Source organism: Acinetobacter sp. ESBL14 (assembly GCF_036668815.1).
In the GTDB taxonomy this organism is placed as follows: Bacteria; Pseudomonadota; Gammaproteobacteria; order Pseudomonadales; family Moraxellaceae; genus Acinetobacter; species Acinetobacter gyllenbergii.
On sequence record NZ_JAZEVS010000001.1, the window covers coordinates 659,941 to 684,450 of the forward strand.

The following is a 24,510-nucleotide window of genomic DNA, read 5'->3' on the forward strand; positions in this document are numbered from 1 at the left end:
ATGTCTCATTCAGAAGAAAATAAGCCAGAAGCAACTGAACAGCAAGATGGCAATAATGTAGTTGATCAATTTTTTAGTTCTCAAGGAAGTACAATTCCTTCAGATTTCAAAAGCGGTTTTGTTGCTATTGTTGGCCGTCCAAATGTGGGCAAGTCAACTTTGATGAACCATATCTTGGGTCAGAAACTATCCATTACCTCACGTAAACCACAAACTACACGTCACAAGATCGTGGGGATCGATTCGCGTGAGAAATCACAGGCGGTATTCGTAGATACCCCTGGGATGCATAAAAAAGAAGTTCGCGCCATCAATAAGATGATGAACCGTGCTGCGCACTCAGCATTGCGTGATGTGAACTTGGTTTTATTTGTGGTTGATGCACAAAAGTGGACTCAAAACGATGAATTGGTTTTGGAAAAACTTAAAAATGCAGATATGCCTGTGATCCTTGTGATCAATAAGCTAGATACATTTGAAAATAAAAATGAAGCTTTACCGCTGATTCGAGAGCGTGCGAAGCTGATGAATTTTGCTGAAATTGTTCCAGTTTCAGCATTGCGTGGTGCAAATCTCGATCATTTACGCGATACCATTGAGAAGTATCTGCCATATCAACCACCTTTGTATTCATTAGATCAGATTACCGATCGTTCTGAACGTTTCCTTGCGAGTGAAATCATTCGTGAGAAAATTATGCGTCAGTTGGGTGAAGAGCTTCCATATGATTTGACCGTACAAATTGAATCGTTTAAAACTGAAGAAGCGACCGTAAATGAAAAAACAGGTCGTTTAAAGCCACCTTGTACGTATATTGATGCAACGATTTTCGTAGAGCGTCAAGGTCAAAAAGCCATTGTGATTGGTGATAAAGGTGCGAAGCTAAAAAGCATTGGCATGGATGCACGTGCAGACATGGAAAAAATGTTTGAACAGAAAATCATGCTGACACTTTGGGTGAAAGTCAAAGGTGGTTGGTCTGATGATGAGCGTGCGTTAAAAAGCTTGGGTTATAGCGATATTTAACAGGTTTTAAGACAATGGAAACAGGTATGAAAATAACAATCCGTGTACTCGCAATCGTAACATGCATCTTCATGTTGCAAGGCTGTGTTCATAAGCTTGTGACCGTACCTGTTAAAGTTGCTTATAAGACCACCAAAGGTGTTGTTAAGGGGACTGCTGCTGTAGTTGGTGCAGTTATTCCTGATGGCGATGATGAAGATAAGGATGAGAAAAAGAAGGACTAGTCTCGCTTTATGATGCGTAATGAAGTCCTGCATGGCTATTTGATTCATCATCGTAAATATCGTGAAAAAAGCCATATTGTGCATTTATATACACAAGAATATGGTCGGGTGGATGGGATTTTAAGACAAACCCCACCACCTCAATATCAGCCAATTCGTTTACAAGCCACAGGCAAATCAGAACTCAAAAATTTCACCAAACTGGAAATTTTAAATCAACCTGTGTTTTTTCACGGGGATGCTTTTTTTGCGGGTTTTTATTTAAATGAAATTTTGCTGCGTTTATGTCCTTTAGAAGAGGCTATGCCGCAAACCTTTGAACAATATCAATTGATATTATTACAATTACAACAACTCGCTTCACATGAGCAAGCAGCATTATTTTTGCGACAGATTTTACGACAATTTGAACATGCTTTACTGCAAGAGCTTGGTTACGCAATTGACTTTTCAGTTGATGCAAATCAACAAGAGGTGCATGCTGCCCAGCATTATCTTTTTCAATTGAATGATGGTTTCTTACCAGTTGCACAAGCCTCACGTTCTACGCTCTCAGGCATGTTGATTGGCTCAATGCAATGTTATGAAGAGGGACAGGATTTTTCTCCCGAACAGTTGCAATTATTGGGTAAACTATATCGGCAAATGATTAGCTCTTTGTTGGGCGATCGACCGCTGAAAAGCCGTCAACTTTGGATTCAAAGTACACAAACTTGATCTTCTTGATGTATTGATGATGCAAAAAGAAGGATAAACGATAGGATATTTTTATGGCTGCAATCTTAGGTGTAAACATTGATCATGTTGCGACATTAAGACAAGCACGTGGTACAACTTACCCTGATCCAGTTCAGGCTGCTTTGGTTTGTGAAGAAGCGGGTGCTGAAGGGATTACTTTACATTTGCGTGAAGATCGCCGCCATATACAAGATGATGATGTGCGTCGTATGCGCCCATTGTTAAAAACACGTATGAATCTTGAGTTGGCTGTAACGGATGAAATGGTTGAGTTTGCCAAAGAGATTCAACCCCAACACGTGTGTTTTGTCCCTGAACGTCGTCAAGAAGTCACCACAGAAGGTGGCTTGGATGTGGTGGGTCACTTTGAAAAGGTCAAAGCTGCAACTGAAGCACTGAAAGCCATAGGCAGTGATGTATCTTTATTTATTGATGCTGATTTGGCACAAATTGATGCAGCGGTGGCATGTGGTGCACCAACCATTGAAATCCATACTGGTGCTTACGCAGATGCAGAAACGGATGAACAACAGCAAGCTGAGTTGGCCCGTATTATCAAAGGTGCCGAATATGCAGCAGCAAAAGGTTTGGTGGTGAATGCAGGGCATGGGTTGAATTTAGACAATGTCGCTGCAATTGCTGCGATTCCACACATTCATGAACTCAATATTGGTCATTCAATCATTGCAGATAGTGTATTTGTTGGTTTGGCTCAAGCAGTAAAAGAGATGAAAGCAGCGATTCAGGCTGCTGCGAGATAATTGAATGAGTAGTATAAAGTATGATGAGTTGATGCAACCCGTCATTGATTTTTTAGGTTGCAGCACTCCTCGAGCTTGGCTGGATGAAGCGCTGAATAATCTAGACACTTTAATGCAAGACCATGCCAATTGTGAAAAGAAAGCAGCTGGAACGGCCATGAATCTCATGTTCCGCTATAGCTTCTTTACTGACTTGCAAGTGAAATTGGCACAATTGGTACGTGAAGAAATGCTGCATTATGAGCAGGTTTTAGAATTCATGACCAAACGTGGACAAGAGTGGAAGGGTTTGAGTGCCGGACGTTATGCAGGTGAATTGCGTAAAGAAATTCGCACTTATGAGCCTGAGGCGTTAATTGATGTCATGATTATTGGTGCATTTGTAGAAGCACGCTCTTGTGAGCGTTTCTATGCGCTGGCACCGATTGTGGACGATGAGCTGGGGCGGTACTACCGCTATTTGCTTAAGTCGGAATCTCGCCATTTTGAGGACTATCTAGCCTTGGCATTGGATGTTGCAAAAACAGCGAAACTCAAAGATCCCGAAGAAGATATTCAACAGCGAATCGAGCGTATCCGTGAAGTGGAAAAGAATCTGATTTTAAGCCCAGATGATACCTTCCGTTTTCATAGTGGTGTACCTGCAAAAGTCGCTGCTTGATTTAGACTATATTTTCAATATAAAGACTTCTACTTTTTAGAGGTCTTTTTTATTAAATGCGGTTTTAGCAACAATAAAAAAGGCCCTGATCAATGATCAGGGCCTTTTTAGAATCTTGGCTCTCCCACCTGGGCTCGAACCAGGGACCTGCGGATTAACAGTCCGTCGCTCTACCGACTGAGCTATGGGAGAATAGTAGATTGGCTCTCCAACCTGGGCTCGAACCAGGGACCTGCGGATTAACAGTCCGTCGCTCTACCGACTGAGCTATTGGAGAATCTGATGCGCATTTTAGGCATGAAAAGCGGATGCGTCAACAACAATAGTAAATAAAATTAATCGTTTGCTTGATTAATAATCTTTTTAGTCTTCGAATAAGGAAATTTGTACAAAAAAGATTTAATTTACTTAAAAATTAATCAGTTATTGAATGTTTCCTTAAACTTTGCCAAGGCCTCAATTCGATACTGAATCAGCATTTCACCAATCTCAGGACCCGTAATATGTTCAGGTAAATCTTGTGCACGTATATTACGTACGATTTCCATTGCATCTAAAACATATTGCGCTTGTGGATAGGGGCGATGTTCCAAACCTAGGCGACCTTTGGCATCACATTCACAGGCTTGTACAAAGGCAATGACTTTCTCAGGACGACGTAGCACATCTAAACGTTGTAATAACCGCCATAGTGTCCCTGGTTTCAGGTTCATGATCTGATGGCACTTTAAATGCTCTTTGCAGACGATCAGTGCCAAATTTTTTAAATGTGTCGGTACTTTTAAACGATCACAAATGTCGGTTACAGGCTGTATGCCACGTTCTTCATGCATGATATGGCGGGGTAGTTCGTCTACAGGGGTGAGCGCTTTACCAAGATCATGAACCAATACCGCAAAACGGACGTCCAATGCATATCCTGCTAAACAGGCTTGTTTAAGTGCCATTAGCGTATGAATACCGCAATCGATTTCTGGATGGTATTCTGGACGTTGAGGTACCCCAAAAAGTGCATCGATTTCTGGAAATAGAATCTTTAAGGCGTTGCAGTCTCTTAAGGTTTGGAAATAGACATCCGCGTGATCTTCTAGTAAAGCACGGGAGGTTTCTTTCCAGACCCGTTCTGGTGTTAATGCATTTAATTCACCTGATTGGGCAATATCCTGCATTAATTGCAGCGTTTCATCTGCAATTTTAAAGCCATAGGCGGCATAACGGGCAGCAAAACGCGCCACACGAAGAACACGCAATGGATCTTCGGTAAATGCATCAGACACATGACGCAGGATTCTCTGCTCTAAATCGCGTTGACCGCCATAAGGATCATATACTGTGCCCGCTTCATTCATGGCCATGGCATTAATAGTGAGATCACGACGAATCAGATCTTCTTCTAATTTAACGGTTGTGTCTGTGAAAAACTGGAAACCATGATAGCCAACGCCTGATTTACGTTCTGTACGCGCAAGAGCATATTCTTCTTTTGTTATTGGATGCAGAAATACCGGGAAATCTTTTCCCACGGGTTGATAGCCTTTGGCGAGTAATTGCTCGGGCGTTGCTCCAACCACCACATAATCTTTTTCGTGATAGGGATGGCCGAGTAAATGATCTCGGACAGCACCGCCTACTAAATAAACTTGCATGAAAAAACCTCTATTCTTCACACAATCATGCTACAGAATAGAGGTTTTCTCAAGGGTTAAGCGAAGCTTTTCAAGAAAAGCGAGGCTTAAGTGAACTTAGTTTTGGCTTTGCTGAATTTCGGCAACCGTTAACGCTGTCATATTCACCAAACGACGAGTCGTTGCTGTAGGTGTAAGAATATGAACAGGTTTTGCAGCACCCAATAAAATAGGACCAATGGTCACATTATTACCAGAAGTTGCTTTTAACAAGTTGAATGAAATATTGGCTGAATCTAGGTTCGGCATAATTAACAAGTTTGCTGAACCTTTGAAACGTGAATTTGGGAATGCAAAATGACGAATATTTTCATCTAATGCTGCATCACCATGCATTTCACCTTCAACTTCTAACTCAGGTGCCTGTTCTGAAAGCAGACGATAGACTTCACGCATTTTTTGTGCGCTTGGGTCATTCTGGTCGCTACCAAAGCTTGAGTGAGAAAGTAGTGCGACACGTGGTGTAATACCGAAACGACGAACTTCTTCAGCAGCCAAAATGGTCATTTCTGCAAGTTGTGCAGCCGTTGGGTTGGTATTTACATAGGTGTCGGCAATAAATAAATTGCGATCTTCAAGCATTAAGGCATTCAAAGTAAAGAATGTGCTGCGACCTTCTTTAAGGCCAATCACATTTTTCACGAAATCTAAATGAATATCGTAGCTTGAATAAGTACCACACAACATACCATCGGCTTTACCAAATTTAACCAGCATCGCTGCGATTAAAGTAGAACGACGACGTGCTTCGCGTTGCGCATATTCAACCGTTACACCCTTACGTTGCATGATTTGATGATATTCTTTAGAGAAATCTTCGTATTGAGGATTTTTTTCCTGATCGACGATTTCAATATTCACGCCATGCTGTAAACGTAAACCCAACTTTTTGATGTTGTCTTCAATAACCGAAGTGCGACCAACAAGAATTGGTTTTGCCAAACCTTCATCAACAACAATTTGAACGGCACGTAATACGCGTTGATCTTCACCTTCAGCATAAGCAATACGCTTTGGATCAGTTTTCGCTTGAGAGAAGATTGGCTTCATCAAGAATGCTGAGTTATAAACAAATTCAGAAAGACGTTGACGATATGCAGAGAAATCTTCAATTGGGCGTGTAGCAACACCAGAGTCCATTGCTGCTTTCGCAACAGCAGGTGCAATTTCTAAAATCAAACGTTGATCAAGTGGGCGAGGGATTAAATAATCACGACCAAATGAAGCTGATTTTTCACCATAGGTGGCAGCATCTGCTTCCACATGTGCCATACGTGCAATTGCATGTACGCAAGCAATTTTCATTTCTTCATTAATGGTTGTTGCACCTACATCCAATGCGCCACGGAAGATATAAGGGAAGCAAAGCGCGTTATTCACTTGGTTTGGATAGTCTGAACGACCTGTTGCCATAATCGCATCTGGACGTACTTCATGCGCATGTTCAGGCAAAATTTCTGGGTCAGGGTTGGCAAGGGCAAAAATAATTGGATTTTCAGCCATTTCTTTCACCATTTCTTTGGTGAGGATACCTGCTGCTGAAAGACCGAGGAACATGTCTGCGCCAGCCATAACTTCATGCAATTGTGTTGCTTGAATGTCTTGTACATAACGTTTTTTCGATTCATCTAGGCCTTCACGTGATGTCGTGAGAAGGCCGCGAGAGTCGGCAACAACGATGTTGGCTTTATTCACGCCTAATGCGCAAAGCAAGTCTAAGCACGAAAGTGCAGCTGCACCAGCGCCAGACGCTACAATTTTAATTTCATCAATTTTTTTATTGACCAGTTGTAAGGCATTGAGCAATGCTGAACCGACAATAATACTGGTTCCATGTTGGTCATCATGGAATACAGGAATTTTCATGCGTTCGCGAAGTTTCTTCTCGATGTAGAAACATTCTGGTGCCTTGATATCTTCTAAGTTGATACCACCAAACGTCGGCTCTAATGCAGCAACGATATCTACAATCTTGTCTGGATCATTTTCATCAATTTCGATATCAAAGACATCAACACCAGCGAACTTTTTGAACAGAACGCCTTTACCTTCCATTACAGGTTTAGACGCGAGCGGGCCAATATTTCCCAAACCAAGCACGGCTGTACCATTACTCACGACGGCAACCAGATTACCACGCGCTGTATATTTGGCAGCGGTAGAAGGGTCACGTTCGATTTCCAAACATGGCGCAGCAACACCAGGTGAGTAGGCAAGCGCTAAATCTCGTTGGTTAACGAGCTGCTTGCTAGGTGTCACACTGATTTTTCCTGGGGTTGGAAATTCATGGTAATACAAAGCGGCTTGTTTTAAAGATTGATCGTCCATCTGAGTCTCGTTTGTTCCGATAATAATCAGACATCTAGCTGTCTAATTACGATATTAAGATAAGTGCACAAGAATATAGCACTAGTTCATGCTTTCGCACAGTCAAAAAAGCTTATTTTCACTGAACTGCATACGTATTGACAGCTGCTATTCAGTGAAAAATACAGCGTAAAAAAGGTTAAAATTCACGTTTAAATGGAATATCTTGCGGTTGACTGCTGCTTTTGTTTTTGCAGATATTCTGTCGCATGAGCGGCAGTGAGAGGTTGTGAAAACAAGTAACCCTGTAATATGTCGCAATTTTGTCGTTTTAAATACTCATATTGCTGCTCGGTTTCAACACCTTCAGCCACAACTTTTAGGCCAATGGTCTTGCCCATGGCGATCATGGCATTAACGATCGCATCCTGTTTGGCATTGCCAATTTTTGAGATAAAGGCACGATCAATTTTCAAAATGTCAATTGGATATTCGGTGAGGTAGGCTAGTGATGAATAACCCGTACCGAAGTCATCCAATGCAATTGAAATCTGGCGTTCTTTAATGGCATGTAATACCGTTTTGACGCTGTCGGTGTTTTCAATAAAGGCAGATTCAGTAATTTCCAATTCAAGATTTTTACCCGAAATTGCATAGCTATTTAATACCGCATCAATATCATGCAGCAACTGACCACGTAAAATTTGCTGTGCCACTATATTGACTGCAATATTGATATTGCTATAACCAAGTTGTTGCCATGTTTGTAGCTGTTTGGCGGCTTCATGTAAAACAAATTGTCCAATATCCGAAATCAGACTGGTGCTTTCTGCCAAAGGAATGAAAATGCTTGGCATGATCAGGCCCTTGGTTGGATGTTTCCAACGGATCAATGCTTCAAAGCCATTAATTTGATGGTTATGCGCATTGATTTTAGGCTGGTAATACACCACCAATTCGTTATTCTGAATAGCTTTTCTTAGGTCGAGTTCTAGATCTGTATATTTGGCTACAAAATTGGCTCTTTCATTGGAGTAGTAGCGAATGGTATTACCACCTAAACGTTTGGCTTCGGTCAATGCCTGTTCTGCATGGGTGTTTAAATTATCGACTTGACGGCCATGTTCTGGATAAATGGCAACTCCGATTGAAATACTGACAAAGTATTCTTGATCGGCAAGGTAAAAAGGTTTGCTAAAAGCTTCAACAATATTATTACAGAGCTGATGAAGTGGCGGATGTACGGGCGAAATTTCATAAATAATCGCAAAGTCATCTGCACTTAAATGGGCGACAAGTAATGCATCAATATTACTGATGCGTAAGCGTTGTGCGACCTGTTTGAGGAGTTCGTTGCCAGCTTTATTGCTAATGATCTCATTCAAGGCACGGAAGCGGTCGATATTTAAACGGATGACAGCCAGATGCTGAATCGAAGCTTCATTGACCAGATATTGATGTAATTGTTGTTGGTAATAAAAACGGTTCGGTAGATCGGTGAGCGTATCGTAATTGGTTAAATAGGATAAACGTTGCTCTTGGTGCTTACGTTCAGTTTGATCTGAAACAATCCCAATATAATTGATAACACGCTCTTGTTCATCTTTCACAGCATTGATATGAATCCACAAAAAACAAGATTTTTCAGAAATATAGGTTTCTTGAAATTCACCTTCATATTCCTGTTCTTCACGTAATGTATCAAGAATCGATAAATGAAAATTATGATGATGCTGCTTATTTTGCTTAGTAATTTCAAATAACTGCTTATCGATAATAGCCTGTTTATCCATTCCAGTTAGCTGTTCGTATTTAGGATTCACTTCAACATAGTTAAAGTTTTCATCTAAAATGAAAATACCTTCTGAAGCTTGCTCAAATACGCTGGCAGCAAGCTTTAAACGTTCCTGATCTTTCTTTTCTTGATTAATATCGCGGTGAATACCCACCATTCGCAAAGGGGTGTCGTCTTTGGGATCCCGTAAAATCACCTGACCAACATCATGAATCCAAGTCCATTCACCATTATGACGTTTAATTCGGAAGGTTTCTTCATAGCGCTTAGTTTGGCCACATAAATGATTATATAAGGTGTTTTTTACCCGCTCGATATCATCAGGATGAATGATTTTATGCAGTAGGGTGTAATGGTTTTCAGAATTGCGCGTGACTGCTTGACTATGTGCATTGGTGACTCCAACGGTATGGCTTTCAAGATTCCAGTCCCAAGGGCGAATGCCTGCAGTTTCATGGGCAAAGCTTAAGTTCTGACGATGTTCTTCTAAGCTTTCATTCATTTGCGTCAAGTCGAATGTACGCTCACGAACTTTTTGTTCCAGCAGGTGATTATTGAATTGCAGTTGCGCTTCAATATCTTTGGACTTATTCACTTCACGCTGTAATTGTTGGCACAGCTCTTCGGTCCATTGGTTATGCTGCTCGGCCACATCAATCAGTTGTTTATTTTTATCCAGCACCAAGGCCAAGCGTTTATGAATTTTATAGGTGACTTGAGCGCAGAGTACCGTGGCAAAAAAGGAGGAATAATAGGCCAGATAGAACAGGGTGTGATCATGATCTCGATGCAAAAACTGTGAGATGATTAATGGCACAATACTTGGGATAAAAAATAAGAAGAAATAGCGAATATGTTGAGTTAAAAAAGTCAGTGCGATGATATGAGAGGCTGTGAGCAATAAAGCTGTTAAGGTTAAAACATGTGACCCAACCAAATGCGGGATATCGACCGCCAAGTAATGATTGATGACAATGGTGTTGACCCCAATCAGTAAGCCTGTAAAAAAACAGATCAGTTGAAAAATGAGATTGGTTTGATTGCTATAGCGAACCGAAGAATAGCGTTTGAGTAAGAAATGACAAACACAGCTAAAGCTAAACAAAAGAATGAGGGTGATGCTCATCCAGGTTGTGAAAATGTTGGATTCAAAAGAGTAAAAAATCCCAAATAGGGCATAATCTAACAGACAAATACAAAACACGCTTAAAACGAATAAACGTACGTGATTTGGATAATCAATTTGGTCCGTATAGATAAACTGTGGCAAATTTTTGTCCTGAACCCCTAACATACAAAGAATAATCCTTTTAATTTTTTATCTATATTCACAGTCTTTGTCTTTTTGTAAACATATGGAGCTTATTTTAAATTAGCGCTAAAGACCACAGAAAGCAATGCCAAGTACTTAGCTCAATGAGAAGTGATAATTTAAAATCGACAAGGCAACGATAGGAGCGGTTTCAGTTCTTAACACTCGATCACCAATGCACCAGTTTTTAAATTGATGTTGATTAGCCAAGTGAATCTCGGCTTCACTTAAACCACCTTCTGGACCAATCAATAAGGCGAGATCGGGGCTGCTGTTGAGCAATACATTGGTTTGGTCTTTATTGGGTGCAAGTACAAAACGTGATGCCGGCAACTCACTGCTGAGCCAGTCAGCCAAAGCAATCGGGGCTAAAACTTGAGGAACTCGGTTCATGCCACATTGTTCACAAGCGGCGATTGCTACAGATTGCCAGTGGTCTATTTTTTTCTGATCACGATCGTACTTTAAACGCATTTCGCAACGTTCACTGGTGAGTAATTGAATACTGGTTACGCCCAATTCAGTTGCTTTCTGAATCGCATAATCCATGCGATCACCTTTACTCATCACCTGACCCAATACCACACTGAATGGTGCGGTACGATCAGTTGGATCAAACTGATCAACCGAAACAAAGGCATTTTTTTTGTTGATTTCAGTCAGGGTGACAACATATTCACCACCTTTTCCATTGAAAAAGATGGCTTGTTCTTGCTCTTTCGCACGCAGTACACGGACCCAATGGTGAAATACCGATTCGGTTAATTCAATGGTATTGCCAGTGTTTAATTCGGTTTCGATATAAAAACGATTCATGCTTGGGTCGTGCTCGTACAAATTAGTTTAAACCAAGATCGACAACCAGTTGTCGAGTCGGTTCTGTTTGGTTCATTGAGTAAAAATGTAGCGTTGGTGCGCCACCGGCAATCAAGCGTTCACAAAGTTTTACAATCACTTCATGACCGAATGCTTTGATGCTTGCACTGTCATCACCATATGCAGCCAGTTGCTTGCGAATCCAACGTGGAATTTCCGCACCGGTACCATCCGCAAAGCGGATCAGGTTGCTTGCATTGGTAATCGGCATAATACCTGGCGCAACCGGAATATTCACGCCAGCTTTGGCAATACGCTCGATAAAATAGAAATAAGCATCTGGATTGAAGAAAAACTGAGTAATACCAGCATTGGCACCCGCATTAACTTTTTCGACAAAACGTTGAATATCACCATCAAAGGTGTCAGCTTGAGGGTGCATTTCAGGATAGGCTGCCACTTCAATGTGGAAATGATCGCCTGAATGCTCGCGGATAAAGCGAACTAAGTCTTGGGCATAAGGGAGTTCACCCAAGCCGACCTGACCAGATGGTAAGTCACCACGTAAAGCGACAATACGATCAATCCCTTGAGATTTATATAAATCTAAAAGTTCGGCAATACGGACTTTGTCATCACCGATACAAGACAGGTGAGGCGCAACAGGCGTACCTTTGCCATTAAAGTCATGAATCGCAGCTAATGTACGTTCGCGGGTTGAACCACCTGCACCGTAGGTAATTGAGAAAAACTCTGGATTTAACAGCTGTAATTCTTGATGAACACCTTTTAATTTTTCTGCACCAGCATCTGTTTTAGGTGGAAAAAATTCAAAAGAAATAGGAACACGTTTCGTCATTTCAAATCCTTTTTAAAATCGCTTGGAAATTTTAGAAAAAAGGGCAGTCCGTAAAACGTCTGCCCTGAATTTCTTAGTATTTATAAGCGTCAGATTTGAACGGCCCTTCAACAGGAACGCCTAAGTAATCTGCTTGTACTTGAGTCAATTGTGTTAACACACCACCAAAGCCAAGCACCATTGCAGCAGCAACTTCTTCATCTAATTTCTTAGGAAGGACTTCTACGCGAATCGCAGCTTGTTTTTGCTCAGCAGGTAAGTCAGCAAATTTTTCAGCGAATAAATGCATTTGACCTAGGACTTGGTTGGCGAAAGAACCGTCCATCACGCGTGATGGGTGGCCTGTTGCATTACCAAGATTCACTAAACGACCTTCAGAAAGAAGGATCAAGTAGTTGTTTTCGTCTTCTGAACGATACACTTGGTGTACTTGTGGCTTCACTTCAACCCACTTGTAGCCACGTAAGTATGCCGTATCGATCTCTGTATCGAAGTGACCAATGTTACATACTACAGCACCCGCTTTTAAGCTATCTAACATTGCAGAATCACATACATGGTAGTTACCAGTTGTGGTCACAACAAGGTCAGTATTGCCCAATAAGTCTTGGTTAATGTCTTCTTTTTTGCCAGTTTGTACGCCATTTTTATATGGAGATACAACTTCGTATCCATCCATGCAGGCTTGCATTGCACAGATTGGATCAACTTCAGTTACACGTACGATCATGCCTTCTTGACGTAAAGATTGCGCAGAACCTTTACCTACGTCACCGTAACCGATCACAAGTGCACGACGACCAGAAAGTAACATGTCAGTCGCACGTTTGATCGCATCGTTTAATGAATGGCGGCAACCGTATTTGTTGTCATTTTTCGATTTAGTGATCGAATCGTTGACATTGATTGCAGGAACTTTAAGGGAACCGTCTTTCCACATTTCCAACAGACGTTGTACGCCTGTTGTGGTTTCTTCGGTAATGCCGTGGATACGCTCTAAAAGTGCAGGGTATTTGTCATGAACAAGTGCAGTTAAGTCACCACCATCGTCCAAGATCATGTTGGCATCCCAAGGTTGGCCATTCACATTGATCTGTTGTTCTAAACACCAAACATATTCTTCTTCAGTTTCGCCTTTCCAAGCGAAAACTGGGACACCACTTGCAGCAATGGCAGCAGCAGCATGGTCTTGAGTAGAGAAGATATTGCAAGAGGTCCAACGCACTTCTGCGCCAAGCTCAACCAATGTTTCAATAAGAACAGCTGTTTGGATTGTCATGTGAATACAACCCAAAATTTTTGCGCCAGCAAGTGGTTTAGCTGCTGCATAACGCTTACGTAAGCCGATCAAAGCTGGCATTTCTGCTTCAGCAAGTTTGATCTCTTTACGACCGTAGTCAGCAAGGGAAATATCAGCAACTTTATAATCTGTAAATGAAGCATTCACCGCGTTCATCAGGATCTCCTAGAAAAAATAGTATGGATCATTCTGTTCGCGGATGCCGTTGTTGGTTAAAACGAATGTCTAACCGATCGTCGAGCCTGGCAAATTGATCTTTAGTGCCGATCAATTGTCGCAGCATCCCTCGACTGGGCATAATGATACTTGGAAATTGCGTTGGTTCCAATAAAATTTTGTATGAAATGGTTAGAAAATGAGGGATTAAATAGAGGGAGAAATATTTAAATTTGTTGATTCTTAGAATCAGGATTCCAAATCCCTTTGAAACCCTGAACGATCAGAAAATTTGTCATTATGCTTTTAAATGATCTTCGAATTCTTCGCCAAGCTGCATTGCTAAAGCATTACCAGATAAGTCACAGGTGACTAGACCATATTCTTTTTTAAAGCTGAATGTAAAACCACGGTTATCTGTCAGATTTTTAACTGAATAGCCTAATTTTTCTAACCAAATACGGAAAGCCAATACGTTTTTTGCTTTAACAACTCTGTTTTTCATGACAGATCTCCTTGTGAACATGTAAATATTAATAAGGGTCGGTTAAATTTTTTTAAAGGGGGATTGCATAGATTTATTTTTCCACGTGTAACTAATGTAAATTTAGCGTAATTTTTATAGAGAGAAACTTATCTGGTGTTTGTTTATCATTTTGATTTTTATTGATTATTTAATTTTATTTTTTAATAAACTACACTCGATTTTTTTTTAAATTGAGCATGATAAATGTAAAAAATAATTTCATTTTCCACTTTTAACGAAAAATGGAAAATGAATCGTTTAAATTTAATGCATTTATTTAGAACTGATCTTTCAAACTACGGATACGTGCAAAATCATCAGCACTTTCGGTACGTAAAAAGGGATTGGTTTCAAGCTCTAATTCAATGGTGCTTGGGAGTGTGATTTGATCTGCTGCTCTTAGGGCTTTGACCTGTTCCATCCGCTGTTGTAATGCCACATTGTTAGGTTCAACGGTGAGAGCAAATTCTGCATTGGCTAGGGTGTATTCATGCGTACAGTAGACCTTAGTTTGAATGGGTAGGGCTGCCAGTCGATTTAATGAGTGATACATTTGTTCGGCAGTACCTTCAAATAGGCGGCCACAGCCCATTGCAAACAAGGTATCACCACTAAACAATGTCTCTATTTTTTCAATAAAATAGGTAATATGACCAAGGGTATGCCCGGGAGTCGCAATGATTTCAACTTTTAGGTCGTTAAAATGAAAATGATCGTCATTTTGTAAAGGGTTGGAGATCAGTGAAATCTTACTGAGTTCATCACGTGGACCATAGACCATAATATTTTGATCGGCGAGTAAGCCTTCAACCCCACCGGTATGGTCTTTGTGCCAGTGCGTCAACCAAATTTGCTTCAGTTGAAGTTGATGTTGTTGGCAAAAATCAATCACTAAACCCGCTTCAGTTGGGTCGATCGCCACAACGTCCTGTGTATGTGTATCTTCCAATAACCAAATATAGTTTTTTAAGGCATTTTTTACGTCAATGGCATGAATCTTATAATGCATAGCCGAATCCTAAAGCTTTGTTTGATGTGGTTATTGCGAGTTGGGTACTCAGTTGAGTGCCTATTTCTAGTGTAAATGTAAATGTGCTCCAGTGCAAAATCGATGTTGATTAGATGGGGAGGTGAATGACTTTTTAGGGCATATTTTGACAGCTAAGTTCAGGCGATATCTTTATCGTTGACAAGTGCTGTATTTTCAATGAAGATGAGATAAAAGGTTTATAAGTTAATGATTTATATTCATCTTTAGTCGTATAAAAATACTTAATTAAAGCTAAATTAATAAATGCGAATGATTAGATTAAATAAGCAGTATAAGTGATTTGCGATAGATGGAAGTTGATAAATCAAAATAACAAGAGAGGGAATCATGTCTGAGATGGTCGACCATGAAGTGGTCGTTATTTTTAAAAAATATTTATCCCCGCTCTCTGCCAAACTTACAGAAATGTTGAATGAACATTTTAGCCATCAAACAGAGCGACGAGGTTGTGGTTATACCCAAGCGACACGTGTGATTGCTGAATTTGTTTCGCAAACACGCGATCCTATCGGCTTACAGGATTTTCGAATTTTTGAAGATTACGATACTAAAGCATTGAGGAATATTCTCAATCAAGCTTCCTCCTATGGACTGATGTTGGAGACATGGCGCAATCTGGATGTTAATACTGGGGTTCAACAGTGTTTGCAGCGCTTAAACCCAGAAGAGAGCTTTGCACAGAGCTTGCAACAAGAAGTCAATTTTCAAGCCAAACTCAGACATATTTATCAAAAGGTCCAACTCGAAGAAAGCAAACTAATTTGCCAGTTGCTGAGTGATATTCTTTTACCACAGGATGCACAAGTGCTGGGCATGATTGATTGCCAGTCCTTAGAAGAAAAACCTAAAGTTGGTTCATGTCCGATGGCAGAGAAATTCTTCTTACGTATTGCGCATCATCGTTTATTACGGCAGGGGGAAATCAATATTTTTGTCGATGCACAGCAGCAACCGATCATGATGGAAAAACTGAATATGGGGGATAATCATTCCTGTATCAGTCTGGTGCCTTTAATGATGAATGGGGTGCGCTTACCTGCGGGTAGTTTGTTTTCAGCCAGTTATGACATCGAACAGCTGCCTAAGCATAAAAATAAGCAATATAAGGGCTATGTAATTCCAATTACAGCAATGAATGGTTTTTGGTTTTTACGCTTAACCACCTTGGCCGTGTCACCCGATAATCGTGCACGTGCCTTTGGCTATCATTTTAAACAGCAGGTGGAGAATGGACTGTTCCGACCTGATAGCACCGAATTAAGTCAACTCATGGAGATTGCCCAAGATCAAATTTATGTAGGACATCCATGCTAAAAGCCTGTTATTCGCCTCGCTATTATGCACAAACGCATACCAATAGTATGGAAAAACTCACTGCTGTCGCTGAGGTATTACGGACTCAGCAGATGGTTGAACTGGTTGATCCTGGTAGCATTGATGTTGAACTGTTAAAGAAATTGCACAATCCACAGTATGTTGAAGCTTTTTTATCGGGACAGTCTGCGTTTGCGACCATACAAGGGTTTAAGCCTTGGAATGAACAGCTTCGCGATGCAATTCTGGCAGTACAGGCGGGGCAATTGGTGGGTGCGGAGATTGCATTTAAAGAGGGTATTGCTGCCAATATTGCCCAAGGCTTTCATCATGCCAGTTATGAATCTGGTGCGGCCTATTGCACGTTCAATGGCTTGGCCTTAGTGGCAAAGCAATATCCAGAAAAACGTATCTTTGTTTTGGATTGTGATCAGCATGGCGGTGATGGGACTGCGATTTTCACCAATCGCATGACTAATTTGCTGAACTTTGGGATTTTTGGCATTCGTTTCGGTTGTAAGGCTGGTGATCGCAGTCTGACCCGTTATATTCATCCCAAACAAGGCAATTTTGATTTATATCGTGAAGCGATTTTTGAGGCTTTTCAATATGCCTCCCGTTGGGAGACGGATTTGATTATTTATCAGGCGGGGATGGACTGCCATCAACATGATAAATACGGCTCTAAATGGTTTACGACGGAGTTATTATTCGAACGTGATCGAATTGTCTTTGAGATGGCCAAGAAAATGAAAATTCCAATGCTGTTCGTTTTGGCGGGGGGGTATCAGGCACTGGATGATTTAGTGCCATTGCATGTAAATACCTTTAAGGCAGCGAATGAAGTTTACTTTGCATAAGCTGATTTAGTGTTGGCCCAAAACCAGAAATAGGCCCAAAGAAATAAAGATTAAACCACCCAATATGGACATAACTTTTTGGATACTTTGGGATTTATTCATTTTTCTCATGACGAATTCAGCCAGAAAAACGCATACAAGATCTGCAGAAATAAAAATCGTATTAACGATTAAACCTAAAAGGATAAATTGTAGCCAGACCGGTGATTCTGAAGCGCTATTGATAAATTGAGGTAAAAATGCGAGATAAAAAATCGCAGTTTTAGGATTTAATACTTCGACCAAGATACTTTCTTTGAGTGTTTTTCCTGCAATTTCCTCTTGAGCAGTGTTTAGCGTGTTGGATGTTGGAGTGTCTTTGATGAGTTTAATACCTAACCAGATCAACCAACATGCACCAAGGACTTTAATGACGGTATATAGAACTGGAAATAGATGAAACAGTGTCGTGAGCCCAACTGCGGCGGCTATGATATGGGCACATCCTCCTATAAAAAGTCCTAAAGTTGCCATGAAACCAGATTTTTGCCCTTTTGCTAAAGTTTGTGCGGCGGTATATAGCATTGCTGGGCCAGGAATATAAGCAAAAATAAACGTTGTAATTAAAAAAGTGGTGAGTATTTCAAGCGATGCCATATTGTGCTCTTGCTGGATTTTTTACTATTATTTTAATAGAGCATTATTTTATATCATTTGGTCAGTTTTTGAGAAAAATAAAAGGAATATATTGAGTTTTCAATATATTCCTTAATCAAGTATAGAATGAAAATTAGCGTAATTTAGCCAACCAATCTCCAAGCATTTGTACCATTTGAACCAATAGCAATAAAACAATTACGGTTAAAATAACCACGCTGGTATCGAAACGTTGGTAACCATAAGAAATCGCCAAGTCACCAATACCACCAGCACCAACAGCACCTGCCATCGCTGTTGCACCAATGAGCGAGATCGTACCTGTGGTTAAATTCAGAATCAAAGAGCTACGTGCTTCAGGAATAATAAACTTAAAAATAATTTGCCAAGGCGAAGCACCCATTGCCTGAGCGGATTCAACAATGCCTTCATTCACTTCAAGTAATGAAGTCTCAATTAAGCGACCTAGATATGGGCCGACATAAATGGTTAAAGGTACAATCGCTGCCCATGTCCCAATTGATGTTCCAACTAACATTTTGGTCAGTGGAATCACCGCAATCAGTAAGATAATGAAGGGTAGGGAGCGTAAGGCATTGACAATTGGATTGAGAAAATAATAAATCGCACGATTTTGTAAGATGCCACCCGTGCGGGTCACCACTAAGGTAATACCTTGGATTAAGCCCCAAATGCAGCCAAACAGCAAAGAGAAGAACACCATTTGAAAGGTTTCTTGTAGCGCTGTAACAAACTGGTCAATTGAAAGCGAGCTATGCCAAAACGGAGCAGTGACTTGAGTCAGCCATTGTACAATTAAATCTCTCATTGGCTAACCACTCCAGACTGTTCAACTTTCACACCTTGAAGCTCAAGGAACTTTACCGTTTCTTGGATCATAAGCGGGTCGCCCAGCAGTTGGATAAACATTTGGCCAATCACCGTGCCATTAATTTCGGTCATGTTGGCAAATAGGATATTCAAACTGATATCAAACTGCTTAATCGCGGCCTGAATCACAGTTTCTTGTGCCGATGTACCCAAAAACTGCAGGCTATAAATACTATTATGGTGTTTGTGCTCAAGATTATTCAGAATATTGATCGGCAACTGCTGTTGCAATACGGTTTGAATAAAGGTTTTAGTGGTAGGGTGTTGAGGCTGACTAAAAATATCTAAAGTCGGACCCGTTTCAATCACATGACCGGCTTCCATCACTGCGACATAATCACATACGGATTCAATCACATCCATTTCATGCGTTACCATCACAATGGTGATCTTTTGTTCTTTGTTAATCTTTTTTAATAAAGCCAAAACCGATTTGGTGGTTTGTGGATCAAGTGCTGAGGTGGCTTCATCGCAAAGTAAGATCTTGGGATGATTTGCCAATGCACGTGCAATTCCGACGCGTTGTTTTTGCCCACCAGAAAGTTCATCAGGGTAGGCATCTTTTTTGTGTTTAAGATCAATAAAATCTAAGAGTTCAACCAGACGCTTTTCACGTTCAGCTTTGCTATGACCTAATAGCTTAAGTGGCATTTCAATATTTTCAGACACTGTTTTGGTTTGAAGTAAATTGAAGTGCTGAAAGATCATGCCGATATTTGCACGTTCTTGACGAAGTGTCCGTGCATCCATTGCGGTAAAGTCTTTTTGATGAATGATCACTTGTCCCTGAGTCGGACGCTCAAGCAAATTAATCAAACGGATAAGCGTACTTTTACCTGCACCACTATAGCCGATAATGCCAAAGATACTACCGTCTGGGATCTCTAGATTGATCTGATCCAACGCATTGATCGTTTGACCTTTCAACTGATAGTGTTTCGAAATGTTTTTAAATTGGATCATGTTCGTCAGTACTATGGCAGAAAAGAAAAAACAGGCAAAATCACTTTGCCTGTTTTATTTGAGGGTATTATATTACGAATTTGCTTCGGTGAGATAGCTTGTTGGTTTGTTTACGTCAACTTTAGTACCCGCAAAGTGTTCTTGAACATATTTCTTCACAGCTTCAGTATGGTAAAGCGCGCCAACTTTTTGCAACACAGGATCATCTTTACGAGATTCAGCAGTTGCCAATACGTTTACGTTTAATTTGGTGCTTTGATCAACTGGCTCATAGAAAATCGCATCTTTGAGCACGTTTAAACCGCCTTCCATCGCAAGCGTATTACCTAATAAAATCGCATCAACTTCGTCTTTAACACGAACTGCTGTTGCCATTTGAATCGGCTTGATTACGATTTTCTTGCTGTTTTCGATAATGTCAGCAGGTGTACCTTTCACTGGATCGAAGTCAGCTTTTAACTTGATCAAGCCAGCACTTTGTAAAAGTAATAATGCACGAGATTCGTTTGCACCATCATTTGGAATGGCAATGGTTGCACCTTCAGCAAACTCTTCAACCTTTTTCACTTTACTTGAGTAGATCCCCATTGGCTCTAAATAAGTCGTTGAAACAGGCGCAATCTTGTCTTTGTTTGCAGCATTAAAGGCAACAAGATAAGCATAAGATTGGAATGCATTTAAATCGACTTCTTTGTTTGCAGCAGCAGTATTCATTGCCACATAATCTGTGAAGTTTTTAATGTCGAGTTTAAGACCAGCAGCTTTAGTTTCAGGTAAAGTTGCGATATAACGCCAGATGTCAGCGTCTGAACCCGTAGAAGCGATTACAACAGTTTGTAATGCAGCAGCATCACCTTTTTGTTCGGTCGATGCGGTATCTGGTTGTTTACTGCATGCGGCAAGTAATAACACCGATACACTTAAAAAAAGACTAATCAGCTTTTTCATGTATAAATCCTAATCGGAATAATGTCGAGAAAATCAGCATTTCTCTAGCATTAATGATTGCAATAGGTTTGTATGTTGTAAATTGGCATCGGCCTCAAACAATCATGTCAATTATTCTTGAAGTTTGAACTAGAGTCCTTTCCACAACACTAGAAAAATGAATGAATATTCATGTGCCCATTCTGTATCTCAGAAATGAAAAAAATGAATAACACACCCTATTTTCTAATCAAATTTGGATTTAGCTGCAATTTGTTTTGTTAGGTTAAATATTCTAATCATTTGAAAATCATGAAAAAGAATATGGAGTTAACATAAAAACAACATCTAAAATTGGGGCAATCATATCAATAATTGAGTATGGGTTATAGAGGGGAGAATTGTACCATTGCGTATAAGAGACTGATTATTTGAAGAAAATTATGTGCTAAGTAAATATAAATGGATGATAGTTTTATAAATTTTCTAAAATACTTAAAAAGATGGATCAATTAAATAACAAATATATATTTTTCTGAAGTTTATATTTAAATAATGAATATAGAAGTTGATTTTATGCTGTTTCAGGAATAAAAAAGCCTTCCGAAGAAGGCTTTTTGGCTTGAAGTGGCTTATTCAGCTTTTTCACGTGCAATGGCACGGTAACCGATGTCACTACGGTATTGCATACCTGTAAAGGTGACTTGACCACATACTTCTAATGCATTGATTTGTGCTTCAAGTACGGTATCACCCAGTGCTGTTACACACAGTACACGACCACCAGCAGTAATCACATGACCATCTGCGCTCATTGCAGTACCTGCATGGAAAATCTTGGTGTCTTCTGGAGATTGACCAAGACCTGAAATCACATCGCCTTTGCGAACCGTTTCAGGATAACCGCCAGCGGCAAGTACGATACCAATTGATTTACGCTCATCCCATTCAGCTTCGCTTGGTAAATGACCTGCAATACCAGCTTCAACTAATTCAACCAAAGACGATTTTAAACGCATCATAATCGGTTGGGTTTCTGGGTCACCAAAACGACAGTTGAATTCGATCACACGCGGTTGACCTTGTTCATCAATCATTAAGCCAGCGTATAAGAAGCCAGTATAAACATGACCATCTGCTGCCATACCATCAACGGTAGGGCGCATCACTTCATTCATGACCCGTTCAAAGACTTCTGCGGTTACGACTGGAGCAGGAGAGTAAGCCCCCATACCGCCAGTATTGGGACCTTCATCGCCTTCAAAAATACGTTTGTGATCTTGTGAGGTGGCCATCGGCAAGATGTTGTTGCCATCAATCATGCAAATAAAGCTGGCTTCTTCACCCGCAAGAAACTGCTCAATCACAACACGTGAGCCTGCTTCACCAAACTTATTACCTGCAAGCATATCGTCAATCGCAGCAAAAGCTTCTTCGTTGGTCATTGCCACGATCACGCCTTTACCAGCAGCTAGGCCATCAGCCTTAATTACGATCGGTGCACCATTTTGTTCAACGTAGGCTTTAGCCGCATCAACTTCAGTAAATACGTCATAAAAAGCGGTAGGAATGTTATGACGTTTTAAGAAGTGCTTGGCAAATGCCTTTGAGCCTTCAAGCTGTGCAGCGTACTGGGTTGGTCCCCAGATTTTTAAGCCAGCTTCACGTGCTGCATCCACCACACCATTCACTAATGGTGCTTCTGGACCAACAATCACCAAAGCAACATCATTTGCCTTCGCAAATTCAATAATCGCTGGATTGTTTAAAATATCGAGTTCAACATTGATACATTTGTCTTCAGTTGCAGTGCCGGCATTACCTGGCGCAACAAATACTTGAGTGACTTTTGCATCTTGTGCGATTTTCCATGCAAGTGCATGTTCACGGCCACCGCTACCCAAAACTAAAATATTCATTATTAAGTTATTTCCCTTTTTCAGTATCTAAGAATATACCTGTTCAGAATAAAAAAGTCCCTCTGAATCTCCCCCAAACCCCTCTTTGAGAAAGAGGGGAGCAAGCTTATTCGAGTGAAAAAGTAAGTCCCCCTTTTTTAAAGGGGGATTTAGGGGGATTGCGTTGAGACTCAGATCATTTAGTGACGGAAATGACGCATACCTGTGAACACCATGGCAATGCCAGCTTCATCCGCAGCTGCAATGGTTTCTTCGTCGCGCATTGAACCGCCTGGTTGGATAATACATTTAATGCCAGCTTTAGCTGCATTATCAATACCATCACGGAACGGGAAGAATGCATCAGATGCCATGACAGCACCTTCAACCACGAGGCCTGCATGTTCCGCTTTAATCGCAGCAATACGTGCGGAGTTAACGCGACTCATTTGACCAGCGCCTACACCAATGGTTTGACGGTTTTTGGCATAAACAATCGCATTCGATTTCACATATTTCGCTACTTTCCAAGCAAAGATTAGGTCATCAATTTCTTGTTCAGTTGGTGCACGCTTGGTCACAACTTTAAGATCATCTTTGGTGATCATGCCCAAGTCTTGGTCTTGAACCAATAAACCGCCATTTACACGTTTATAGTCAAGTTGTGCTGTACGTGCATCAATCGCAGGAAGTTCTCCACACACCAGCACACGGACATTCTTTTTCGCGCCAGTAATTTCAAGTACGCCATCCGCAATGCTTGGAGCGATAATCACTTCAACAAATTGACGATCTACAATCGCTTGTGCAGTTGCAGCATCTAATTCGCGGTTAAATGCAATGATGCCACCGAATGCTGATTCAGGGTCGGTTGCATAAGCAAGATCATAGGCTGCCTTGATACCATCTAATGAAACCGCAACACCGCAAGGGTTTGCATGTTTAACGATCACACAAGCAGGTTTTGCAAATGATTTCACACATTCAAGTGCGGCATCAGTATCTGCAATATTGTTATAAGAAAGCTCTTTACCTTGTAATTGCTTCGCAGTTGAAACCGATGCTTCTTTGGCATTGGCTTCTACATAGAAAGCTGCGTTTTGATGCGGGTTTTCACCATAACGTAAATCTTGTGCTTTATTTAGCTGTGTATTGAAGGTACGCGGGAACACATCTGCTTCGCCTTCTGCTTTACCTACACGTGCGCCTAGGTAAGAGGCGATCATGCCATCGTATTGTGCTGTATGCTCAAACGCTTTTACCGCCAAGTCAAAACGTGTTTCATAAGACAAGCCACCATTGGCTTTTAATTCAGCAATAACTGAATCATAGTCAGAAGCATTTACGATAATACCGACTGAAGCATGATTTTTTGCTGCGGCACGAACCATGGTCGGGCCACCGATGTCGATATTCTCAATCGCATCTGCAAGAGAACAGTTTGGTTTTGCGACAGTTGCTGCAAATGGATACAGGTTCACAATCACTAGATCTATCGGATCGATGTTGTGTTCTTGCATCACCGCTTCGTCCAGACCACGACGCGCTAAGATGCCTCCATGAATTTTAGGATGCAGTGTTTTTACACGACCATCCATCATTTCAGGAAAACCTGTATGTTCAGAAACTTCTACTACGGCGATATTGTTGTCTTTAAGCAACTTATATGTACCGCCCGTAGATAAAATTTCTACCCCTAGAGCTGCAAGATTTTGAGCAAATTCAACGATTCCAGTTTTATCGGAAACAGAGATTAAAGCACGTTTGATAGTCATGATTTTAGTCAACAGTTTGAAGTCTACAG

General features: G+C 40.8%; 21 protein-coding genes and 2 tRNA genes. 7 read left to right on the plus strand and 16 right to left on the minus strand.

Going from position 1 to position 24,510, the window contains the following annotated elements; translation table 11 throughout:
• From era to V6E90_RS03210, 5 genes are read left to right on the plus strand one after another with little or no spacing between them, the layout of a single operon-like run.
• Positions 1-1,026 (plus strand): GTPase Era, encoded by a 1,026-nt coding sequence (era, locus tag V6E90_RS03190; protein ID WP_016540922.1) that lies wholly within the window; start codon positions 1-3, stop codon positions 1,024-1,026.
• A gap of 26 nt (positions 1,027-1,052) precedes the next feature.
• Positions 1,053-1,250 (plus strand): NF038104 family lipoprotein, encoded by a 198-nt coding sequence (locus tag V6E90_RS03195; RefSeq protein ID WP_332604490.1) that lies wholly within the window; start codon positions 1,053-1,055, stop codon positions 1,248-1,250.
• A gap of 9 nt (positions 1,251-1,259) precedes the next feature.
• Entirely contained in the window at positions 1,260-1,967 is a 708-nt protein-coding gene (recO, locus tag V6E90_RS03200) for a DNA repair protein RecO (protein WP_016540924.1), read from the plus strand.
• Positions 1,968-2,020: 53 nt separating this feature from the next.
• The gene (pdxJ, locus tag V6E90_RS03205) at positions 2,021-2,749 is read left to right on the plus strand and encodes a pyridoxine 5'-phosphate synthase (RefSeq protein ID WP_016540925.1); all 729 of its coding nucleotides are present in this window, start codon (positions 2,021-2,023) and stop codon (positions 2,747-2,749) included.
• Positions 2,750-2,753: 4 nt separating this feature from the next.
• Positions 2,754-3,410, plus strand: coding sequence for a tRNA-(ms[2]io[6]A)-hydroxylase (locus tag V6E90_RS03210; RefSeq protein WP_065342377.1), 657 nt, complete (start codon positions 2,754-2,756; stop codon positions 3,408-3,410).
• 116 nt (positions 3,411-3,526) lie between these two features.
• On the opposite strand, the gene V6E90_RS03215 is transcribed toward V6E90_RS03210, so the two are convergent.
• The 10 genes from V6E90_RS03215 to gloB form a co-directional block, all read right to left on the minus strand.
• Positions 3,527-3,602: transfer RNA gene (locus V6E90_RS03215), tRNA-Asn, on the minus strand.
• A 9-nt stretch (positions 3,603-3,611) separates the two neighbouring features.
• Positions 3,612-3,687 (minus strand) — tRNA-Asn (locus V6E90_RS03220).
• Between the two features lie 142 nt (positions 3,688-3,829).
• On the minus strand, positions 3,830-5,056 hold the full coding sequence (locus V6E90_RS03225; protein WP_332604491.1) for a multifunctional CCA addition/repair protein: 1,227 nt from the start codon (positions 5,054-5,056) through the stop codon (positions 3,830-3,832).
• 96 nt (positions 5,057-5,152) lie between these two features.
• Entirely contained in the window at positions 5,153-7,423 is a 2,271-nt protein-coding gene (locus V6E90_RS03230) for an NADP-dependent malic enzyme (protein WP_016540928.1), read from the minus strand.
• Between the two features lie 191 nt (positions 7,424-7,614).
• On the minus strand, positions 7,615-10,491 hold the full coding sequence (locus tag V6E90_RS03235; RefSeq protein WP_016540929.1) for a bifunctional diguanylate cyclase/phosphodiesterase: 2,877 nt from the start codon (positions 10,489-10,491) through the stop codon (positions 7,615-7,617).
• Positions 10,492-10,605: 114 nt separating this feature from the next.
• Entirely contained in the window at positions 10,606-11,325 is a 720-nt protein-coding gene (locus V6E90_RS03240) for a 16S rRNA (uracil(1498)-N(3))-methyltransferase (RefSeq protein ID WP_016540930.1), read from the minus strand.
• 22 nt (positions 11,326-11,347) lie between these two features.
• A complete protein-coding gene (metF, locus tag V6E90_RS03245) occupies positions 11,348-12,184 on the minus strand; it encodes a methylenetetrahydrofolate reductase [NAD(P)H] (RefSeq protein WP_016540931.1) in 837 nt (278 codons plus the stop codon).
• 73 nt (positions 12,185-12,257) lie between these two features.
• Positions 12,258-13,640 (minus strand): adenosylhomocysteinase, encoded by a 1,383-nt coding sequence (ahcY, locus tag V6E90_RS03250; protein ID WP_016540932.1) that lies wholly within the window; start codon positions 13,638-13,640, stop codon positions 12,258-12,260.
• 298 nt (positions 13,641-13,938) lie between these two features.
• A complete protein-coding gene (locus V6E90_RS03255) occupies positions 13,939-14,145 on the minus strand; it encodes a hypothetical protein (protein ID WP_004654498.1) in 207 nt (68 codons plus the stop codon).
• A gap of 298 nt (positions 14,146-14,443) precedes the next feature.
• Positions 14,444-15,175: a hydroxyacylglutathione hydrolase gene (gloB, locus tag V6E90_RS03260; protein WP_016540933.1), complete on the minus strand. Its 732-nt coding sequence runs from the start codon at positions 15,173-15,175 to the stop codon at positions 14,444-14,446.
• A gap of 369 nt (positions 15,176-15,544) precedes the next feature.
• Between gloB and V6E90_RS03265 the strand changes: the two genes are divergently transcribed.
• Entirely contained in the window at positions 15,545-16,531 is a 987-nt protein-coding gene (locus V6E90_RS03265; RefSeq protein ID WP_262757804.1) for a hypothetical protein, read from the plus strand.
• Positions 16,525-17,391 (plus strand): histone deacetylase, encoded by an 867-nt coding sequence (locus tag V6E90_RS03270; protein WP_332604492.1) that lies wholly within the window; start codon positions 16,525-16,527, stop codon positions 17,389-17,391. Before V6E90_RS03265 ends, V6E90_RS03270 begins: the two co-directional genes overlap by 7 nt.
• A 6-nt stretch (positions 17,392-17,397) precedes the next feature.
• On the opposite strand, the gene V6E90_RS03275 is transcribed toward V6E90_RS03270, so the two are convergent.
• The 6 genes from V6E90_RS03275 to purH form a co-directional block, all read right to left on the minus strand.
• Positions 17,398-18,027 carry a LysE family translocator gene (locus V6E90_RS03275; protein ID WP_332604493.1) on the minus strand — a complete coding sequence of 210 codons (630 nt, stop codon included), beginning with the start codon at positions 18,025-18,027 and terminating at the stop codon, positions 17,398-17,400.
• Positions 18,028-18,160: 133 nt separating this feature from the next.
• The gene (locus V6E90_RS03280) at positions 18,161-18,856 is read right to left on the minus strand and encodes a methionine ABC transporter permease (protein WP_004654491.1); all 696 of its coding nucleotides are present in this window, start codon (positions 18,854-18,856) and stop codon (positions 18,161-18,163) included.
• Positions 18,853-19,881, minus strand: coding sequence for a methionine ABC transporter ATP-binding protein (locus V6E90_RS03285; RefSeq protein WP_332604494.1), 1,029 nt, complete (start codon positions 19,879-19,881; stop codon positions 18,853-18,855). Before V6E90_RS03285 ends, V6E90_RS03280 begins: the two co-directional genes overlap by 4 nt.
• A 72-nt stretch (positions 19,882-19,953) precedes the next feature.
• Entirely contained in the window at positions 19,954-20,829 is an 876-nt protein-coding gene (locus V6E90_RS03290; RefSeq protein ID WP_016540938.1) for a MetQ/NlpA family ABC transporter substrate-binding protein, read from the minus strand.
• Between the two features lie 611 nt (positions 20,830-21,440).
• Positions 21,441-22,727 (minus strand): phosphoribosylamine--glycine ligase, encoded by a 1,287-nt coding sequence (purD, locus tag V6E90_RS03295; RefSeq protein WP_016540939.1) that lies wholly within the window; start codon positions 22,725-22,727, stop codon positions 21,441-21,443.
• A gap of 179 nt (positions 22,728-22,906) precedes the next feature.
• On the minus strand, positions 22,907-24,481 hold the full coding sequence (gene purH, locus V6E90_RS03300; protein WP_016540940.1) for a bifunctional phosphoribosylaminoimidazolecarboxamide formyltransferase/IMP cyclohydrolase: 1,575 nt from the start codon (positions 24,479-24,481) through the stop codon (positions 22,907-22,909).
• Positions 24,482-24,510 lie beyond the last annotated feature (29 nt).

Coding starts and splice junctions, on each gene's coding strand:
- pdxJ (WP_016540925.1), top strand. CDS start 2,021: ATGGCTGCAATCTTAGGTGTAAACATTGATCATGTTGCGACATTAAGA.
- metF (WP_016540931.1), bottom strand. CDS start 12,184: ATGACGAAACGTGTTCCTATTTCTTTTGAATTTTTTCCACCTAAAACA.
- purH (WP_016540940.1), bottom strand. CDS start 24,481: ATGACTATCAAACGTGCTTTAATCTCTGTTTCCGATAAAACTGGAATC.
- V6E90_RS03270 (WP_332604492.1), top strand. CDS start 16,525: ATGCTAAAAGCCTGTTATTCGCCTCGCTATTATGCACAAACGCATACC.
- recO (WP_016540924.1), top strand. CDS start 1,260: ATGATGCGTAATGAAGTCCTGCATGGCTATTTGATTCATCATCGTAAA.
- V6E90_RS03275 (WP_332604493.1), bottom strand. CDS start 18,027: ATGGCATCGCTTGAAATACTCACCACTTTTTTAATTACAACGTTTATT.
- V6E90_RS03265 (WP_262757804.1), top strand. CDS start 15,545: ATGTCTGAGATGGTCGACCATGAAGTGGTCGTTATTTTTAAAAAATAT.
- V6E90_RS03240 (WP_016540930.1), bottom strand. CDS start 11,325: ATGAATCGTTTTTATATCGAAACCGAATTAAACACTGGCAATACCATT.
- V6E90_RS03290 (WP_016540938.1), bottom strand. CDS start 20,829: ATGAAAAAGCTGATTAGTCTTTTTTTAAGTGTATCGGTGTTATTACTT.
- V6E90_RS03195 (WP_332604490.1), top strand. CDS start 1,053: ATGAAAATAACAATCCGTGTACTCGCAATCGTAACATGCATCTTCATG.
- V6E90_RS03285 (WP_332604494.1), bottom strand. CDS start 19,881: ATGATCCAATTTAAAAACATTTCGAAACACTATCAGTTGAAAGGTCAA.
- era (WP_016540922.1), top strand. CDS start 1: ATGTCTCATTCAGAAGAAAATAAGCCAGAAGCAACTGAACAGCAAGAT.
- gloB (WP_016540933.1), bottom strand. CDS start 15,175: ATGCATTATAAGATTCATGCCATTGACGTAAAAAATGCCTTAAAAAAC.
- ahcY (WP_016540932.1), bottom strand. CDS start 13,640: ATGAACGCGGTGAATGCTTCATTTACAGATTATAAAGTTGCTGATATT.
- purD (WP_016540939.1), bottom strand. CDS start 22,727: ATGAATATTTTAGTTTTGGGTAGCGGTGGCCGTGAACATGCACTTGCA.
- V6E90_RS03230 (WP_016540928.1), bottom strand. CDS start 7,423: ATGGACGATCAATCTTTAAAACAAGCCGCTTTGTATTACCATGAATTT.
- V6E90_RS03255 (WP_004654498.1), bottom strand. CDS start 14,145: ATGAAAAACAGAGTTGTTAAAGCAAAAAACGTATTGGCTTTCCGTATT.
- V6E90_RS03235 (WP_016540929.1), bottom strand. CDS start 10,491: ATGTTAGGGGTTCAGGACAAAAATTTGCCACAGTTTATCTATACGGAC.
- V6E90_RS03280 (WP_004654491.1), bottom strand. CDS start 18,856: ATGAGAGATTTAATTGTACAATGGCTGACTCAAGTCACTGCTCCGTTT.
- V6E90_RS03210 (WP_065342377.1), top strand. CDS start 2,754: ATGAGTAGTATAAAGTATGATGAGTTGATGCAACCCGTCATTGATTTT.
- V6E90_RS03225 (WP_332604491.1), bottom strand. CDS start 5,056: ATGCAAGTTTATTTAGTAGGCGGTGCTGTCCGAGATCATTTACTCGGC.